Annotated in this window: 17 protein-coding genes and 3 tRNA genes; 4 read left to right on the top strand and 16 right to left on the bottom strand. The window is 71.0% G+C overall.

Features of this window, described 5'->3' with window-relative positions; all coding sequences use genetic code 11:
• Positions 1–101: 101 nt before the first annotated feature.
• The 12 genes from panC to tilS all read right to left on the bottom strand — a co-directional run bounded on the left by panC (position 102) and on the right by tilS (position 10,398).
• Complete coding sequence (gene panC / locus LL239_RS04355; RefSeq protein ID WP_228162220.1) at positions 102–956, bottom strand: pantoate--beta-alanine ligase; 855 nt, start codon at positions 954–956, stop codon at positions 102–104.
• The gene (locus LL239_RS04350; protein ID WP_228162219.1) at positions 953–1,684 is read right to left on the bottom strand and encodes a DUF2520 domain-containing protein; all 732 of its coding nucleotides are present in this window, start codon (positions 1,682–1,684) and stop codon (positions 953–955) included. Before LL239_RS04350 ends, panC begins: the two co-directional genes overlap by 4 nt.
• On the bottom strand, positions 1,681–3,360 hold the full coding sequence (locus LL239_RS04345; protein ID WP_228162218.1) for a PH domain-containing protein: 1,680 nt from the start codon (positions 3,358–3,360) through the stop codon (positions 1,681–1,683). The genes LL239_RS04350 and LL239_RS04345 overlap by 4 nt, the downstream gene beginning before the upstream one ends.
• Positions 3,357–3,956 carry a PH domain-containing protein gene (locus LL239_RS04340; protein ID WP_228162217.1) on the bottom strand — a complete coding sequence of 200 codons (600 nt, stop codon included), beginning with the start codon at positions 3,954–3,956 and terminating at the stop codon, positions 3,357–3,359. Before LL239_RS04340 ends, LL239_RS04345 begins: the two co-directional genes overlap by 4 nt.
• Positions 3,898–4,395: a DUF3180 domain-containing protein gene (locus LL239_RS04335; protein WP_228162216.1), complete on the bottom strand. Its 498-nt coding sequence runs from the start codon at positions 4,393–4,395 to the stop codon at positions 3,898–3,900. The genes LL239_RS04340 and LL239_RS04335 overlap by 59 nt, the downstream gene beginning before the upstream one ends.
• Complete coding sequence (folK, locus tag LL239_RS04330) at positions 4,392–4,919, bottom strand: 2-amino-4-hydroxy-6-hydroxymethyldihydropteridine diphosphokinase (protein ID WP_228162215.1); 528 nt, start codon at positions 4,917–4,919, stop codon at positions 4,392–4,394. The genes LL239_RS04335 and folK overlap by 4 nt, the downstream gene beginning before the upstream one ends.
• Positions 4,916–5,284, bottom strand: a complete 369-nt coding sequence (gene folB / locus LL239_RS04325; protein ID WP_228162214.1) for a dihydroneopterin aldolase — start codon at positions 5,282–5,284, stop codon at positions 4,916–4,918. The genes folK and folB overlap by 4 nt, the downstream gene beginning before the upstream one ends.
• The gene (folP, locus tag LL239_RS04320; protein ID WP_228162213.1) at positions 5,284–6,075 is read right to left on the bottom strand and encodes a dihydropteroate synthase; all 792 of its coding nucleotides are present in this window, start codon (positions 6,073–6,075) and stop codon (positions 5,284–5,286) included. The genes folB and folP overlap by 1 nt, the downstream gene beginning before the upstream one ends.
• Positions 6,072–6,662 carry a GTP cyclohydrolase I gene (folE, locus tag LL239_RS04315; protein ID WP_228162212.1) on the bottom strand — a complete coding sequence of 197 codons (591 nt, stop codon included), beginning with the start codon at positions 6,660–6,662 and terminating at the stop codon, positions 6,072–6,074. The genes folP and folE overlap by 4 nt, the downstream gene beginning before the upstream one ends.
• 6 nt (positions 6,663–6,668) lie before the next feature.
• On the bottom strand, positions 6,669–8,672 hold the full coding sequence (gene ftsH, locus LL239_RS04310) for an ATP-dependent zinc metalloprotease FtsH (protein WP_228162211.1): 2,004 nt from the start codon (positions 8,670–8,672) through the stop codon (positions 6,669–6,671).
• A gap of 149 nt (positions 8,673–8,821) precedes the next feature.
• Positions 8,822–9,373, bottom strand: a complete 552-nt coding sequence (gene hpt, locus LL239_RS04305; protein WP_228162210.1) for a hypoxanthine phosphoribosyltransferase — start codon at positions 9,371–9,373, stop codon at positions 8,822–8,824.
• Positions 9,374–9,396: 23 nt separating this feature from the next.
• Positions 9,397–10,398, bottom strand: a complete 1,002-nt coding sequence (tilS, locus tag LL239_RS04300; protein ID WP_228162209.1) for a tRNA lysidine(34) synthetase TilS — start codon at positions 10,396–10,398, stop codon at positions 9,397–9,399.
• A 215-nt stretch (positions 10,399–10,613) separates the two neighbouring features.
• On the opposite strand from tilS, the gene LL239_RS04295 reads away from it, so the two are divergent.
• Positions 10,614–11,147, top strand: coding sequence for an inorganic diphosphatase (locus tag LL239_RS04295; RefSeq protein ID WP_228162208.1), 534 nt, complete (start codon positions 10,614–10,616; stop codon positions 11,145–11,147).
• Positions 11,148–11,200: 53 nt separating this feature from the next.
• Here LL239_RS04295 and LL239_RS04290 read toward each other — a convergent pair whose 3' ends face one another.
• Entirely contained in the window at positions 11,201–12,649 is a 1,449-nt protein-coding gene (locus tag LL239_RS04290; protein WP_228162207.1) for a peptidoglycan DD-metalloendopeptidase family protein, read from the bottom strand.
• Positions 12,650–12,864: 215 nt separating this feature from the next.
• On the opposite strand from LL239_RS04290, the gene LL239_RS04285 reads away from it, so the two are divergent.
• The 3 genes from LL239_RS04285 to LL239_RS04275 all read left to right on the top strand — a co-directional run bounded on the left by LL239_RS04285 (position 12,865) and on the right by LL239_RS04275 (position 13,174).
• Positions 12,865–12,937 (top strand) — tRNA-Glu (locus tag LL239_RS04285).
• Between the two features lie 26 nt (positions 12,938–12,963).
• Positions 12,964–13,037 (top strand) — tRNA-Asp (locus LL239_RS04280).
• A 64-nt stretch (positions 13,038–13,101) separates the two neighbouring features.
• A tRNA-Phe gene (locus LL239_RS04275) sits at positions 13,102–13,174 on the top strand.
• A 149-nt stretch (positions 13,175–13,323) separates the two neighbouring features.
• Here the strand turns inward: LL239_RS04275 and LL239_RS04270 are convergent.
• From LL239_RS04270 to LL239_RS04260, 3 genes are all read right to left on the bottom strand, one after another.
• The gene (locus tag LL239_RS04270) at positions 13,324–14,907 is read right to left on the bottom strand and encodes an AMP-binding protein (RefSeq protein WP_228162206.1); all 1,584 of its coding nucleotides are present in this window, start codon (positions 14,905–14,907) and stop codon (positions 13,324–13,326) included.
• Positions 14,908–14,997: 90 nt separating this feature from the next.
• A complete protein-coding gene (gene chrA / locus LL239_RS04265) occupies positions 14,998–16,200 on the bottom strand; it encodes a chromate efflux transporter (RefSeq protein ID WP_228162205.1) in 1,203 nt (400 codons plus the stop codon).
• 43 nt (positions 16,201–16,243) lie between these two features.
• On the bottom strand, positions 16,244–17,200 hold the full coding sequence (locus LL239_RS04260) for a Gfo/Idh/MocA family protein (RefSeq protein WP_228162204.1): 957 nt from the start codon (positions 17,198–17,200) through the stop codon (positions 16,244–16,246).
• Positions 17,201–17,306: the final 106 nt, after the last annotated feature.

Below are 17,306 nucleotides of genomic sequence, written 5' to 3'. Positions count from 1 at the left end.
CGGGGTCGCATCGAGTTTATCCGCGGGGCGGTCGGGGGTTTCCCCCGTACGGCGCCGGGCACCGAGGCCGACGCGAGAACCGGCCAGGGGCGCGCGGACGTTCAGCGCAGCGAGATCTCCGCGTTGTCGATGAACCGGTGTCCGCCGACGGTCGCGGCGATGAGCGCGATCGCGCGGCCCCGGTGTCCGTCGTCGACCGGGAGGAACGTCTCGGGGTCGACGACCGACAGGTACTCCAGACCGATGCGAGGCTCGCCCATGAGAGAGGACTGCGCCGCCGCGATGCAGGCGTCGACGCCCAGATCGGCGTTGGAGACGGCGGCCTCCAACGCGACCGGGAGCTTCGCCGCGGCGCGGCGGTCCGCCTCCTCCAGGAGACCCACACGGCTCGAGACGGGCAGCCCGTCCTCGGCGCGCACCGTCGGAACCAGCACCGTCTCGATGTCGAAGTCGAGGTCGCGGACCATGCGCCGTACGAGGAACTCCCGCTGCAGGTCGCGCTCGCCGTAGACGGCGACATCCGGGCGGATGAGGTTGAAGAGCTTCGCCTCGACCGTGAGGACGCCGTCGAAGTAGAACGGCCGCACGCGGCCCTCGTACCGTAGGCCCAGGTCGCCCGCTGACACCCGCGTGGTCGCGGTGCCCGCGGGGAGGAACTCCGCCGCGGCCGGAGCGAACACGAGATCGATGCCCAGTTCGTCGAGCAGGTCGGCATCCGCGTCCGGCGTGCGGGGGTAGGCCGCCGTCTCCGCTGCGGTGCGGAAGCGCAGCGGGTTGACGAACGTCGACACGACCACGATGTCGGCGCGCTGTCGCGCAGCGCGGATGAGGTCGACGTGGCCGTCATGCAGGGCCCCGAGCGTCGAGACGAGCGCGACGCGCGCAGCACCGCCCGGGCGATCTGCGCCTCTGGCCTGGGCCAATCGGGTGCGCAGATCCTCGATGGTGCGGATCATCCGTCGATCGTAGCGTCCGGGGGGAGTCCGTCCGCGCCGTGCGGAGTCGTGCCCTCCGCCAGCGCCTGGTCGACGCTCGAACGCACGAGCGCAGAGAGATACGCCCCCGCGTTCTCGACGCCGACACCGGCGAGCAGTCCCGCCGATTGGCGCACGATCGATCGCGAGAACTGCGTCGCCGTCGCCACCGCCTCGGCGTACGCCGGACGATCGACCTCGGCGATCACCACGGGCTCGCACCCGAGCTCCACCGCGAGCGCCTGCGCGATCGGCAGCACGGGTCCCGGTGCCGTGACGGCGGCGTACGCCTGCGCGAGCTGGCGCAGGTCGATCGAGGAGGCCCCGGTGAACACGATGGCCGGGTGGATCGCCAGCGGGATCGCCCCGCGCTGAAGCGCGGGTGCCAGCACCTCCACACCGTACGCGGGGTCGGTGTGCAGCACGAGTTGCCCGGGCTGCCACGCACCCACGTCGGCGAGCCCTGCGACGAGTCCGCGGAGTTGATCGTGCGGGACCGCGATCACCACGAGCTCGCTGCGGCGTACGACCTCCTCGGGCGCGAGCACGGGCACCCCCGGCAGGATCGCCTCGACCCGGTCGTCGTCCGACCCCGAGGTGATCCCGGTCAGCGCGTGACCGGCCCCGGCGAGCGCTGCTCCCACCACCGGACCCACTCGTCCCGCGCCGATGATGCCGACCCCGAGCCGCCCGTCGCGGCCGCCGCTCATCCGGCCCACCGATGACTGCGGTCGTCCGCGGCGGCGGCGATCGTCGCGTGCGCGGTGTCCTCGAACAGGCGGACGGCGGCATCCCGGTCGAGAGCGCCCACCGAGGTCTGGACCGTGCCGGCGATGACGTGCGCCGCGAGGGTCGCCGTGCGCGTCGCGCGCGCGAGCGGCCCCTGTCGCAGGCCGACGGACTGCAGTCGCGCCAGCGGAACGATGGCGAGCGTGCGCCGAGCCCACCCGCGACGGAGGAAGAGCGCGTCGGCGGTGAGCACCGCGCCGTTGCGCCGCCACGACAGGGGGCGCAGCAGCCGCGCCCGCCGCGGGGTGATCACGTAGGGGTCGTCGTCCACCGGACCCAGGATGCCGTCGCGGAAGACGTACGTCCACTCGTCCGGCGGCAGGGCGGGCGCGAGGATCCGCAGCACCCGCTCGACGTCGTCGCGCGTGCCGATGGGGAGCACCGCGGCGAAGGGATCGACGCTCGAGTCGGTCGCTCCGCGGCCCGAGAGCCGGTTGACCGAGATGCTCCACCAACCGAAGGGGCGCCACAACAGCGGTTGGTGCACCGCGATGGCGTGCACGCGCCCCGGCGGCACGACCTCGCTGATCGTGGTGAAGAGGCCGAAGGTCAGGCGGACACCGTCGGGGCTCGGGGCGATCGAGTAACGCAGTCCGCGCGCGACCGACCGCACATAATAGGCGCCGAACGCCAGGAACATCGGCCCGATCGTGAACAGCAGCCAGAGCGTCGACAGCGAGGCCGCGACCGCGATCGCGACGACCAGCGCGACGAGCATCAGCGTCGACCCGCTCAGCACGCGCGAGGCGACGAGACGCCCGAACGGGATCCGGACGATGCTCTCGGGCTCGGCATCCGACAGATCTTCACCATCGACCATGTTCTGGATGCCGGCGGCCACCGCGCCGGCGGCCTGCTGGACCGTGGACCCCGACGCGGTCGAGACGGCACCGCGTTCGGCCCGACGTCGACCGGACGCGAGCCGGAGGATGTCGCCGCGCACCGTCTCGGCGGCGCGCGCAGAGAGGTACTCCAGCTTCACGTTCGAGTCGAGCCCCGCCCCGACCACCTCGAGCTTGGCCAGACCCAGCAAGCGCGCGACCATCGGCCGCGTGAGGTTGACGCCCTGCACGCGGTCCAGTGGTGCCCGCCGGTGAGTACGGAACAACACCCCCGAGCGCACCTCGACGTCGTCGTCGCTGATGCGGAACGTGTGGAACCGCCACGAGAGCCGGAAGGCGACAAGCAGCACGATGAGCACCACGAGCGCCCCGCCCCCGGCGATGAGGATGAGGTTGTTGGCGAAGAGGAAATCGACCGGGTCCGGCGGCAGGGCACCCGGGGGCAGATCCGTCACGGCCGGGAGGAAGAGCTCGATCAAGCGCTCCCGGAGGTTGGCCACCAGCACACCGATGATGACGAGAAGGAACAGCCCGCCGCGCAGCAGCGGCGTGAGCGGATGGAGGCGCTGCCACTCGCCGTCGCTCAGCGGCGACCGCACGAGCGCGCGCGGCGGCGTCCCTTCGGCCGCGTCTCCGGGCACCGCCCCCGTCGCGTGCGTGGCCGGGTCCCCGGGCACCGCCCCCGCCGGATGCGCGGTGGGCGGACCCCACGCGGGATCGGGGGTTCGGCGCTCGAACTCCGACGGATCGGTCACAGCCCGGTCCGACGGGTCTCGGCGACATCGATCAGGGTGTCGCGCAGCTGCTCGGCGGCGCGCTGGGTCAGCCCCGGGATCGTGACGCCGGACGACGCCGCGGCAGTGACGAGCTTGAGCTGCGCGATCCCGAAGCCGCGGTCGAGCGGGCCGTGGGTGATGTCGACCAGCTGCATGCGCCCGTAGGGAACCGCGACCACCCGCTGCCAGAGGATCCCTCGGCGGAACACCAGGTCGTCGCGCCGCAGCTGGTAGCCGAACGACCGTGCCTGGCGGGGCGTGATGATCATGCCGATCGCCGTGACCAGCAGAACGATCCCGGCCGGGATCCACTGCCACATCACGCCCGTGACGGCCTGTGCGACGATCACCGCGGCGAGCACGAGCACGAACACCGCCGCCTGCGAGATCAGCTGTACGCGCACGTAGGCGCGAGCGAGCTGGTGCCACGTGCCGTCACCGAGCGGAAGGCGCGCTTCGCCGCGCGGCTCGAGGACCCGGTCGTACGTGGCGTCGTCCAGGACGGATGCCGAGGGTTCAGCCGACGGATGGTCCGGTGTCGGGGCGCGCTCCGGGAGATCCGGGGTGTTCGTCATCGTCGTCCTTCCGGATGGTGCACAGCTGTTCGGCCACGAGTCCCGCGACGACGAGGACGGCACCGCACACGGCCGTCGCGATGATCGATCCCAACGAGCCTAGCGACGGAGTGAACGGACGCGTGAAGACGAACGCGAGGAGCCCGAGCGCGAAGCCGGTCGCGGCCGCGCCGACGAGCGAGGACGCCTTGGCCAGCACGGCGATGCGCAACGCCCGGAACGGGTCGATGCGCCGACCGCTCCGCCCACGGGAGGCACGGAAGACCGGTACCGCCACCGCGACGACGACCGCCCCCAGAAGGACGAGGATCGTCGGCAGGCTCGCCGCCGGAACGAACGTGGGACGTCCGAGCGACGTCAGCACCGCGTCCACGAGGAAGCCGGCGACGAGTCCCACGAGCGCCGCGACGATGAGGATCGTCGCCCCGGTCCGCTTCACGGCGCGTCCTCGCGCATCGCGCGCAGCAGCACGTCGACCCGCCCGCGGCCGGGGATCTCGGCATCCGGGTCGATGTCGAGCCACGGCGCCAGCACGAACTCCCGCTCGTGCGCGCGCGGGTGCGGGACCGTCAGGTGCTGCTCGTCGATGCGCGCGTCGCCGTAGGCGATGAGATCGAGGTCGAGAGTGCGGTCGCCCCACTTCTCCCGACGGACACGCCCGTGATCGGCTTCGATGCGGTGAAGCTCCCGCAGCAGGGTCGCCGGCGCGAGCCTCGTCCGCAACAGCGCGACGGCATTGAGGTAGCGAGGGGCGTCCACATCCTCGCCCGCCAGTGTCACCGCCACCGTCTCGATCGGTGCCGAGACGCGGACGTCGTCGGTCAAGGGCAGCCTGCCGAGCTCGGCTGCGGCCGCCGCGAGCGTCTCGCTACGGGCACCGAGGTTGGCGCCCAGGGCGACGACGGCGTCCACCGGCTGATCCGCGGGAGGATCGCCGATGCCGTGGGCGAGACGGACGCTCACGCGCGCCCCCTCCGGATCGTCACCGACACGTCCCCGAAGGGCACCGCGATCGGGGCCTGCGGCTTGTGCACGGTCACCGTCACGAGCATCACGCGTTCGTCGGTGAGGACGTCGTCGGCGATCCGCTGAGCGAGCGTCTCGAGCAGATCGACCGGATCGCTCTCGACGTGCGCGACGATGCGCTCGGCCAGCTCGCCGTAGTGCACCGTGTCGACGACGTCGTCGGATTCCGCGGCGGGGCGCAACGACAACTGCAGGGAGACGTCGACGACGAACTCCTGCCCCTCGCGCTTCTCGTCGGCGTACACGCCGTGGAAGCCGAAGGCGCGCACCCCCGTCAGCGTGATCTCATCGGCGAAGTCCATCAGGCCTCCCAGGCGCGGGCGACGGCGAGGGCGTCGCGAGTGGTCGGGACGTCGTGCACGCGGACGGCCCACGCCCCGGCGCGCGCCGCCAGGACACTGGTGACCGCGGTGGCGAGATCGCGGCGGGCGAGATCGGCATCCACGCCGATCGTCTCGGCGAGGAAGCGCTTGCGGCTCGTGCCGACGAGGACGCGGCAGCCCAGGTCGGCCAGGCGCGGCAGTCCGCGAAGGGTCTGCCAGTTCTGCACCCCCCGCTTGCCGAACCCGATACCGGGGTCCACGACGATGCGGGAGCGCGGGATGCCGGCCGCCTCGGCCGCGGCGACGCGCTCCTCCAGCTCGGCCCGCACCTCGCCGACCACGTCGCCGTACTCGGCGTGGGCGTACATCTCCGCCGACGGCCCGCGCCAGTGGCCCAGAGCGATGTCGGCGTCCGACTCGGCGACGGCGTCGAGCATGTCCGGGTCGGCCAGGCCGCCCGAGACGTCGTTGACGAGTCGCGCGCCGGCGGCGACCGCCGCACGGGCCGTGGAGGCGTTCATCGTGTCGATGCTGACGACGAGCCCCTCGGATGCCAACGCCTGGACGACGGGGAGCACCCGCTGCTGCTCGACACGGGGCGCGACCCGCTCGGCTCCCGGTCGCGTCGACTCGCCGCCCACATCGAGCAGGTCGGCGCCCTGTGCGCGCAGCGAACGGGCGTGCGCGATCGCGACGTCGGGGTCGAGGAACCGGCCGCCGTCGCTGAAGGAGTCCGGGGTGACGTTGACGATCCCCATCACGAGGGTCACGGGCGCCCCCGACCGATGAGGGCGACGAGTTCGGTGCGAGCGACGGGGTCCACGTACTCTCCGCGCGCGGCGACCGTCACCGTCGAGGCATCGGGCTGGCGGCCGCCACGCATCGTGACGCACTCGTGCGCGGCATCCAGCACGACCAGGACTCCCCGGGCGTCGAGGGCACCGGCGATCGTGTCGGCGATCTGCTCGCCGAGACGCTCCTGCACCTGGGGGCGGGCGGCGAGGATGTCGATGACGCGGGGCAGTGCCCCGAGCCCCACGACCTCCTCGCCGGGCAGGTACGCCACGTGTGCGCGACCCCGGAAGGGGAGAAGGTGGTGCTCGCACATGGAGCGGAAGGCGATGTCGCGCAGGATCACGGCACCGGAGGGCAGAGTGTCCGGCGCCGGGCCACGGCTCACCGAGATGCTGTGCTGCAGCGGGGCGCCGGCATCCTGGCCCACTCCGCCGAAGAACTCGCTCCAGGAGTCCGCCACGCGCGCCGGGGTCTGCCGCAGGCCCGGGCGATCGGGGTCCTCACCGATCGCCTCGAGAAGCTCGCGTACGAGCGCGGACACGCGCTCCCGGTCGACGGCCACGGCGCCTTAGGCGGTGGCCGGACGCGTCTGTCCGCTCGGCCTGCGCTGCTGCTGGGTCGCGGGCTGGGCGTCGGCCTCGACGGACGCGGCGACCCCCGCGGGGGTGTGGCGGCGAGGGACCTCGACCGGCGGCAGGCTCGAGACCGGGCGGTCACCCGACGACAGCCACTGCGGGCGCGGGGGCAGACGCTTGACGTCCTTGAAGATCTCGGCGAGCTCGAGGTGGTCGAGCGTCTCCTTCTCGAGCAGGGCCAGCGCGAGGCGGTCGAGCACCTCGCGGTTGTCGTTGATGACCTGGTAGGCCTCGTTGTGCGCCTGCTCGATGAGTCCGCGGACCTGCGCGTCGACCCGCTCGGCGATGCGCTCCGAGAAATCACGGCCGTGACCCATGTCACGCCCCATGAAGACCTCGCCCGACGACGATCCGAGCTTCACCGGACCGACCTCGGTGGTCATGCCGTACTCGGTGACCATCTTTCGGGCGATGCTCGTGGCCTTCTCGATGTCGTTGGAGGCACCGGTCGTGGGGTCGTGGAAGACGATCTCCTCTGCCACACGGCCGCCCATCGCGTACGTCAGCTGGTCCTGCAGCTCGTTGCGGGTGACGGAGTACTTGTCGTCCAGCGGCAGCACCATCGTGTAGCCCAACGCCTTGCCGCGGGGAAGGATCGTGACCTTGGTGACGGGATCGGTGTGGTTCATCGCCGCCGCCGCGAGCGCGTGTCCGCCCTCGTGGTAGGCCGTGATGAGCTTCTCCTTCTCCTTCATCACGCGCGTGCGCCGCTGCGGCCCCGCGATCACGCGGTCGATCGCCTCGTCGAGGGCGCGGTTGTCGATGAGCTGGGCGTTCGAGCGCGCCGTCAGCAGCGCGGCCTCGTTCAGGACGTTGGCCAGGTCGGCACCGGTGAACCCGGGCGTCTTCCGCGCCACGACCTCGAGGTCGACCGAGTCCGACAGCGGCTTGCCGCGGCCGTGCACCTCGAGGATGCGCTGGCGGCCCTTGAGGTCGGGCGCGTCGACGCCGATCTGACGGTCGAAGCGGCCGGGGCGCAGGAGCGCGGGGTCGAGGATGTCGGGGCGGTTCGTCGCGGCGATGACGATGACGTTGACCTTCGGGTCGAAGCCGTCCATCTCGACGAGCATCTGGTTCAGCGTCTGCTCGCGCTCGTCGTGACCGCCGCCCATCCCGGCGCCACGGTGGCGGCCCACCGCGTCGATCTCGTCGATGAAGATGATCGCCGGCGAGTTCTCCTTCGCCTGGTTGAAGAGGTCGCGCACGCGGCTGGCGCCCACACCGACGAACATCTCCACGAAGTCCGAGCCGGAGATCGAGTAGAAGGGCACCCCGGCCTCCCCCGCGACGGCGCGGGCGAGCAGCGTCTTACCGGTGCCGGGAGGGCCGTAGAGCAGCACGCCCTTCGGAATGCGCGCGCCGACCTCTTCGAACTTCTTCGGGTCTTTGAGGAACTCCTTGATCTCTTCGAGCTCCTCGATCGCCTCGTCGGATCCCGCGACGTCCTGGAAGGTGACGGTGGGCGTCTCTTTCGTCACGAGCTTCGCCCGGGACTTGCCGAACTGCATCACCTTGCTGCCGCCACCCTGGGCGCTGGAGAGCAGCCACCAGAACAGCAGACCGAGCAGCACCAGCGGAAGCATCAGCGAGAGGAACCCGTCGAACCAGCCCGGGCGCGGCACGACGTCGTTGAAGCCGTCTTCCGGCGCGGCGGTGTCGATCGCGGTGGCGACCTCCGAGGCCCGCGCCGTGCCGTAGTAGAACTGCACGGTGTCGGCGCCTTCGAAGGGCTGCGAGAGCTGGAGGTCGACGCGCTGGTCGACGTCGTTGGTCGTCGCCGAAGTGACCGTGCCGCCCTTGAGCAGCTCGAGGCCCTCCTGCGTGGAGACCTGACGCGCTCCGCTGAGGTTGGAGATGAGCGAGAAGCCGATGACCAGAAGCAGACCGACCAGCAGAACGTAGATGATCGGGTTGCGCGTGATCTTCTTGAAATCCATGGTGGGCGAGCCCAGCCCTTTCGTGATCCGCCCGGAAAAAGCGGTGGCATTCAGGGTAACGCGCGCCGACTATGCCAGGCCTGTGCGTTCGTCGTGGGCGTACCGGACGAGCGGATGCCGCGCCTCCGGGCCCGGCATCCGGCCGGCCGTCAGGAGTACACGTGCGGCGCGAGCACCGCGACGTCGCGGAGGTTCCGGTACTTCTCCGCGTAGTCGAGGCCGTAGCCGATGACGAAGTCGTTGGGGATGTCGAAGCCGACGTAGCGGCAGTCGACCTCGACCTTCATGGCGTCCGGCTTGCGCAGGAGAGCCAGGACCTCGACGGACTCGGCGCCGCGGGAGGCGAAGTTCTCGAGCAGCCAGCTGAGGGTCAGACCGGAGTCGATGATGTCCTCGACGATCAGCACGTGCTTGCCGGTGATGTCGGTGTCGAGGTCTTTGCGGATCTGCACCACGCCGCTCGACCGCGTGCTCGCTCCGTAGGAGGAGACCGCCATCCAGTCCATCGTGATGTGCATCGGCAGGTGGCGGGCGAAGTCGGCCATGACCATCACCGCCCCCTTGAGGACGCCCACCAGGACGACATCGCGACCGACATAGTCGGCCGCGACCTGCGTGGCCAGTTCGGCGAGCTTGTCGTGGATCTGCTCCTCGGTGAGGAGGACTTCGCTGATGTCGTCGGAGATGTCGGCCGCGCGCATTGGACAAGTCTACGCAGGACGGTTCAGGATGCCGCCCGCGCGACGATCTCGATCCGGCCTCCGACGCGGCGGGCGAGGCAGCCGGGCAGATCGATGGGCCCCTGCCCCCGCCAGTGCGTGGCCAGCCGCGCGACCTCGAGCGTCTGCGCCCGCGTGAGCGCCACGCCGAACTCGCTGTCGACGACGTGACGCACGATGCGATTGCGCAGCGCCGCCGGGTTGGCCGCGAGTGCTGCTACCGACACGGAGATCCCGGCCTCGGCATGCTCGACGATGTCCTCGATCGTCTCGTCGATCATGTCCTGGAACGCCGCGGCGTCCTCCCGCAACTGCTCGGCGGTACGCGCGAGCGCCTCCGCCACACCGGGCCCGAGCTCGGCCTCGAGCACGGGCAGCACGTTCTCGCGGACTCGGACGCGCGCGAACGACACGTCCGAGTTGTGGGGGTCGTGCCACGGGTGGAGTCCCTCGGCGGCGCACGCGGCGGCCGTCGTCTCGCGCCGCACGGCCAGGAGAGGTCGCAACCAGGCGGGTCCCGTGGCATCCCTCCGCTCGGGGGCCATGCCCGACAGACTCGTCGCCCCCGATCCGCGGGCCAACCCGAGCAGCACCGTCTCGGCCTGATCGTCGAGGGTGTGCCCCAGCAGCACCGCGTCGGCGCCCGTCTCGGCGGCGGCGCGCGCGAGAGCGGCGTACCGCGCCTCGCGGGCCGCGGCCTCGAGTCCCCCGCCGCTGTTGCGCACATCGACCGCCACGGTCCGGGCGGCGAGCCCGAGCCCGCGGGCGGCATCCACGGCGCGTCCGGCGATGGCGGCCGACCCGTCCTGCAGACCGTGGTCGATGACGACGGCCTCCGCGCGGATGCCGAGTCTGGGCGCCTCGAAGGCCGCGGCCGCTGCGAGAGCCAGCGAGTCGCCGCCGCCGGACAGCGCGACGACGACCGCCCCGCTCCGCCCCTCGAGGCACGTGCGCACGGCACGTCGCACCTCTGCGACGGCGGGGTCGAGTCCGGGTCGCCGCTCCATACGTCCACGCTAGCCGTCGCCGTTCGCCCGTCACCGCGGACACGACGCAGGAGATCTGCCCTCCGCCGCGGCCGGAACGCCCATCCTCCGCGGTGCGCTCGGCGATACTCCTGCGTTGTGCCTCGGCGAGCAGGCGACGCCGACGCGGGCGCGGGGCCGCGGGGCCGCCGCGACTAGGCTGGGCGCGAAAAGCCACCGATCTAAGGAGCAGAGGTATGGGCGCGTACGACGCCGTCATCGAGATCCCGCGCGGCAGCCGCGTGAAGTACGAAGTGGACCACGGCACCGGCCGGGTCTTCCTCGACCGCATCCTGTACACGGTGTTCGGCTACCCGGCCAACTACGGCTTCTTCGAGAACACCCTCGGCGAGGACGGCGACCCGCTCGATGTGCTCGTGCTCCTCGACCGCGACCTCTACCCCGGCATCCTGGCGAAGGTCCGGCCCGTCGGCGTGCTGAAGATGAGCGACGAGGCCGGCGGCGACGACAAGGTCGTCGCGGTGCTCGCGAAGGACCCGCGCTGGGATCACATCCAGGACGTCGGCGACATCGACGACTGGACGAAGAAGGAGATCGCGCACTTCTTCGAGCACTACAAGGACCTCGAGCCGAACAAGTGGGTCAAGGTCGACGAGTGGGCGGATGCCGCCGAGGCCGAGCGCCTGGTCGGCGAGGCGTTCACGCGCTTCGACGAGCACGACGCCCAGACCAAGACACAGGGTGAGGGCGAAGCACCCAACACCCTCTGACCTCCCCGGTCACGACGAAGCCCCCGGTCATCGACCGGGGGCTTTCGCGTTGCTCAGACCCAGACGCCGCGGTTGCGCAACCACGTGGCGGGGTTGGTGGTCCCGCCGCCGGGCGGGTAGACCTCGAAGTGGAGGTGGCATCCGAAGGAATTGCCCGTCTGACCCGTCGCCGCGATCTGCTGCCCGGCGGAGACGCGCTGACCGTTGGAGACGTAGATGCCGCCGGGAACGATGTGGGCGTAGCCGGTGCCGGAGCCGTCGTCATGCTGGATGCGGATGTAGTTGCCGTACCCGCCGTTGTAGCCGGCGTAGGTCACCCGGCCGCTCGCGGCGGCGTAGATCGGCGACCAGCATCCGGCGCCGAAGTCGAGGCCGAGGTGCCACGTGCTCGCGCAATAGCTCGCCCCGCACTGTCCCGTACGGGGGCCGTACCCCGAGGTGGTGCCGGCCGAGGAAGGTCGGGCCCATCCGGAGCCGACCACGCTTCCGCCGCCGCCACCACCACCGCCGCTGCTGCCACCGCCGCCGCCACCGCTGCCGCCACCACCGGCGTTGGCGGCCGCGTTCTGGCGGTCGCGTTCCTCCTGCTCGCGCTGGGCGCGGGCGCGGGCTTCGGCTTCCTCTCGGGCCCGGCGCTCGCGCTCTTCGCGCGCCTTGCGCTCGGCCTCGACGCCCGCCTGGTATTCCGCGATCGTCTTCGCTGTCGTGTCCTGCAGCGCGGCAAGCTGCGCCTGCAGCACGACCTGGTTGGCCTGCTGCTCCGCAAGAGCCGCCTGCGCGGCATCGGCCGCCTGCTGGGCGGCCACCATCTTCTCTTCGGCGATCTTCTGCAGACGATCGCGCTCGGCCTTGGCGTCGTCGGCCTGACTGCTCAGGTTCTTCGCGCTGTCGCGGGCGGCCACCGCGGCGGCGTACACGGAGCGATTGCGCTCGAGGAGCTTGTCCATGGTGCCGAGCTTGGCCAGCAGATCATCGGCCGTGGCGGCCGATCCGGAGAAGAAGAGGTCGAGCGACGTGTCGTCGCCGCCGCTCCGGTACAACTGCGCGGCCACCTTGCCGGCCTTCGTGGCGGCGTCAGCGGCCTTGGCCGTCTCGGCATCCGCCTGCGCCCTGATCTGCTGCGCCCGGTAGTCGGCGTCGAAGAACGCCTGCTGCGCGGCGTAGTACTCGCCGGACCGCGCGACGACCTCGGCCTGCGTGCGCTCGACCTCGGACTGCAGACCCGCGATGAGGCCCTGGATGCGGGAGATCTCGCCGGCCTTGGCGGCCTCATTGGCGCGCGCGGCCTCGACATCGGCCCAGGACGGGTAGTCGGCGGCGAACGCGGGGGACGAGGATGCCAAGGAAGGGACGGTGGCGCCGAAGGCACCGAGCGCGACGGCTCCGAAGGCACCCAGCTTGAGGGCGCCGCGACGATCGAGCGAAGGCCACAGACGGGAACGCTCGGCCGGGGTGGGCGCGCAGCCGCAGTCGTCCAGGCTTTCGTGGGATTCAGGCGCCACGGCATTACCTCATCTCACCGGTTCGCAACTCGCACCACAGTAGCAACACGAATCACACGAACAACAGGTCGAGTTCCCGTTGCCGCGGCCCAGTCTGGACCCTCGACACGCCGGGGTGGAGCAGCGCCACGCCCCCGATTGGCAATCTCGAGAATCATGAAGTAGGCTCGGTCGTCGGCAAGTGAGCACGGAATCGCAGGTTTCGAGGTTCATCCGGCCCCATCGTTTAGCGGCCTAGGACGCCGCCCTTTCACGGCGGTAGCACGGGTTCGAATCCCGTTGGGGTCACTCACCGGTCACAATTAAACAAGCATGGCCCTGTAGCGCAGTTGGTTAGCGTGCCGCCCTGTCACGGCGGAGGTCGCGGGTTCAAGTCCCGTCAGGGTCGCTCCACAGCGACGGGCCTTCTTTCGAGGAGGCCTTTCGTCTAGGAAGCGGCAGACATGCCGCTCGGCTCTGTAGCTCAGTTGGTAGAGCGTTCGACTGAAAATCGAAAGGTCACCGGATCGATGCCGGTCGGAGCCACTGGAACCCTCGCGTAGCTTCTACATCGCGGGGGTTCTTTTCTTTTCCCGGACGCCCGCTCCGCCCGTTCCCCGCGCCGCGTGCCCGGGACACACGGACGCGGCGCGCGCTGATCCGCGTGTCCGGGGCACCGGCGTCGCCCGGACGGGTCACGCCTCCCGGGCGCGCAGGTCCTTCCGCAAGATCTTCCCGGATGCGGACTTCGGGATCGCGTCGATGAACTCCACACGCCGTACCTTCTTGTGCGGCGCGACCTCCGCCGCGACGAAGGCCATCACCTCGGCGGCGGTGAGCTGCGCGCCGGGGGCGGCGACGACGAAGGCTTTAGGGATCTCCTGCTTCTCGTCGTCGAGCACGCCGATGACGGCGGCATCCTGGATCTGCGGATGCGACAGCAGCAGCGCCTCCAGCTCGGCGGGCGCGATCTGATACCCCTTGTACTTGATCAGCTCCTTCAACCGGTCGACGATCGTGAAGTACCCGTCGACGTGGTGCGTCGCGATGTCGCCCGTGTGCAGGAATCCGTCGGCGTCGATCGTCTCCGCCGTGGCATCCGGGCGGCCCAGATACCCGAGCATCACGTTGGGGCCCCGCACCCACAGCTCTCCGGGCGCTGTCAGGCCGTCATCGTCGTGCTCCTGGATCTCCGCGCCGGTCTCGGTGTCGACGAGTTTCGCCTCGACGTTCGGCACGAGCACGCCGACCGAGCTGACCGGCATGTCGTCGCGCTCGGGTGGGATCGCGTGGGAGACGGGACTGAGTTCGCTCATGCCGTAGCCCTGGAAGAAGCGGGCGTGGATGCGTCGACCCGCGGTCTCGGCGGTCTCGCCGTCCAGCGGCGCCGCACCCGAGAAGACGGTGTGGACGCTCGAGATGTCGAAGTCGTCGACGACGGGATGCTTCGCGAGGGCCAGAGCGATCGGCGGGGCGATGAACAGGAAGGTGCAACGGTGCGCCTGGATGCAGCGCAGGAACGCGAGCAGGTCGAACTTCGGCATCGTGACCAGCGCAGCCCGCTGTCGCAGCGCCAGGTTCAGCAGCACCGTCATGCCGTAGATGTGGAAGAACGGCAACACCGCCAGGACGCGGTCGTCACTGCCGAGCCGGATGCTGACGCGGCACTGGTCGACGTTGGCCACGAGGTTGCGGTGCGAGAGCATCACGCCCTTCGGCACTCCCGTCGTACCCGACGAGTACGGCAGCACCGCGACGTGGGTGTCCGGGTCGAAGTCGACCTCGGGCGGGGTCCGCCGCTCCGAGAGCAACGACCGCAGGTCGGGGTGCCCGGGCGCCCCGTCGAGGACGATCACGCGATCGTCGGGGATGCCCGCGGCGCGCGCGGCTTCGGATGCGGGGCCGAGCAGCGGCGACACGGTCACGAGCCAGGCGGCGCCGGCATCCCTCAGCTGCGTCTCGATCTCATGCGCCGTATAGAGGGAGTTGACGGTGGTCACGGCCGCCCCCAGCCGCAGGATGCCGTGGAACACCGTCGCGAAGGCGGGGACGTTGGGACAGAGGAGACCGACCACCGTCTCGGTGTCGACGCCGCGATGGGCGAGCGCCCCGGCGAACGCGTCGACCTGGTCGCGGAGAACGCCGTAGGTCGTCTCGTCGCCGGTGGCGGGGTCGATCAACGCGACGCGCTCGAGATCAGCGTCGGTCAGCGACCCGAAGAGGTGGTCGTAGACGCTCCGGGACGGAATTTCGATGCGGGGGTAAGGGCTCTGGAACACGGGATCTCCTTCGATACCGACGCGGCGACGACGCCGTGCGCTCATCCTGTCAAAGGAGGAACCCGGTGTCACGTGTTATGACACGCAGGATCAGACGACGCCGAGCGACGCCAGCGCGGCACCACCCGCTGCGCCGACGATCACCACGGCCCAGGGCGGGACACGGAATGCCGTCAACAGCACGAAAGCGACCAGCGCGAGCATGAACGCGCCAGGTCCGGTGACGGCGGTCGTGAACACCGGCGTGTACAGCGCCGCCCCCAGGATGCCGACGACCGCCGCGTTCGCGCCGCGCATCGCCGCCCGCGCCCGGGGGCGTCCGCGCAACGCATCCCAGAAGGGCAGCACCCCCACGAGCACGAGGAACCCGGGGAGGAAGATCGCCGTGAGCGCGATCGCCGCCCCCGCGATGCCGCCCGGACCCACCGACGACACCGAACCGAGATACGCCGCGAAGGTGAACAGGGGGCCCGGGACGGCCTGCGCCGCACCGTAGCCGGCGAGGAAGGCGTCCGGCGAGACCCACCCGGTCTGCACCACCTCGGCCTGCAGCAGCGGGAGGACGACGTGCCCCCCGCCGAACACCAGCGCGCCGGCCCGGAAGAAGGCGTCGACGAGCGCGATGAGGCCCGACCCGGTCACGGCCGCGAGAACGGGCAGCCCCACCAGGGCGATCGCGGCGGCGGCGAGGCATCCGATCGCGACCGCCCGGGGCACTCCGAACGACAGGGCCGACGCCCCCGTCTCCTCGGCGCCGCCCCGCAGCAGGACCGACCCGGCCACGACCCCGACGACCAGCGCACCGATCTGACCGACCGCTCCGGGCGCCCACAGCGCCAGAGCGACGGCGACGACGGCGATCCCGGCGCGCGGACCGTCGGGCGCGAGGGCGCGGGCCATGCCCCACACGGCCTGGGCGACGATGGCCACGGCGACGATCTTCAACCCGTCCAGGATGCCGCCGCCCACCGGTCCCCCGAACAGCCACGCGCCGGCGGCGAACGCGACGAGCAGCGCCGCGGAGGGCAGGGTGAAGGCGACGAACGCCGCGAGCGCGCCGAGAAAACCCGCGCGCTGCAGCCCCATCGCGAATCCGACCTGGCTCGAGGCGGGGCCGGGGAGGAACTGACACAGTGCGACGAGGTCGGCGTAGGCCCGGTCGTCCATCCAACGACGCCGCGCGACGAGGTCGTCGCGGAAGTAGCCCAGGTGCGCCACCGGGCCTCCGAACGATGTCACGCCCAGGCGCAGGAACGCGAGGAACACCTCGGAGACGGTGCCGGCTCGTGTCATCCGCTCTTCCTACCGTGGGACGGGAAACACCGGGTGAATCGGGTCAGCGCAGCGGGCGCTGCAGCAGCAGGTCGACGATGCGGAGGGTGTGCGCGGTGCGGTCCTGATCGGCCGCGATGTCGGCGCCGCGCACGGCGTCGCGGAAACGTTCCACCTCGCCGATCATCGGGTTCTCCGGCGCCTCGACCTCGATGACCTCCGGCGCGCTGCCACGCGGGCTCAGGATGAGACGCCGCGGGGCGTCGATGGCATCGATCGACAGAGAGGCCTTCTCCCCCTGGATCTCGCTCGGCAGCGTGGTGTCGGTGATCTTCGACCACGCCACATCGGCGACGAAGTCGTCGTACTCCGCGATCGCACTGCCGAGCCCGTCGGTGTGCGACGCGATGCCCACACGCGCCCCGCTGACCTCCCGGGGTTCGCCGAAGAGCAGCACGAGCGCGTGCAGCGGATAGACCCCCAGATCGCGCAGCGCACTGCCACCCAACGCGGGATCGAAGATGTTCGTCTGCTCTCCCGCGAGCACGTGGTCGTACCGGGCCGACCGCTTCTCGTACCGGAACGAGACCCGGCGGATGCGGCCGAGCCCGGGCAGGACGTCCTCGACGGCCCGGATGCCGGGGTCGTACGCCGTGCGCATCGCCTCCAGCAGCACGACTCCCCGTTCTCTCGCGCGCGCCACCAGACCGGCCCACTCCCCCGCCGTCACGGTCGCCGGCTTCTCCACGAGGACCGGGACACCGGCATCCACCGCCGTCCGCACCTGCTCCGCGTGCACCGCGTTCGGACTCGCGATGTAGACGGCGTCGACGTCGTCCGCGGCGAGCAGAGCGCGAAGACCGTGGGCGACGCCGGGCGCGCCGATACGGTCTGCGAACTCGCGCCCGCGGTCCTCGTCACGAGACGCCACGCGACCGAGCGCGACCCCGTCGACCGCGCGGACGGCATCCGCCAGGCGCTCGGAGATGGAACTGGTGCCGACGATGCCGATGCGGATCATGACCCCATCATGGCGGGTGCTCCTCTGCGCGATCTCGCGCGGATTGCGCGAGCCGTCCCGCTAGGATCGCCGTGATCGTGGGGACGATCACCGCATTACGGGGGAA

Source organism: Microbacterium testaceum, assembly GCF_020781835.1.
Classification (GTDB): Bacteria; Actinomycetota; Actinomycetes; order Actinomycetales; family Microbacteriaceae; genus Microbacterium; species Microbacterium testaceum_H.
This window is presented reverse-complemented; position numbering and strand designations above follow the sequence as displayed.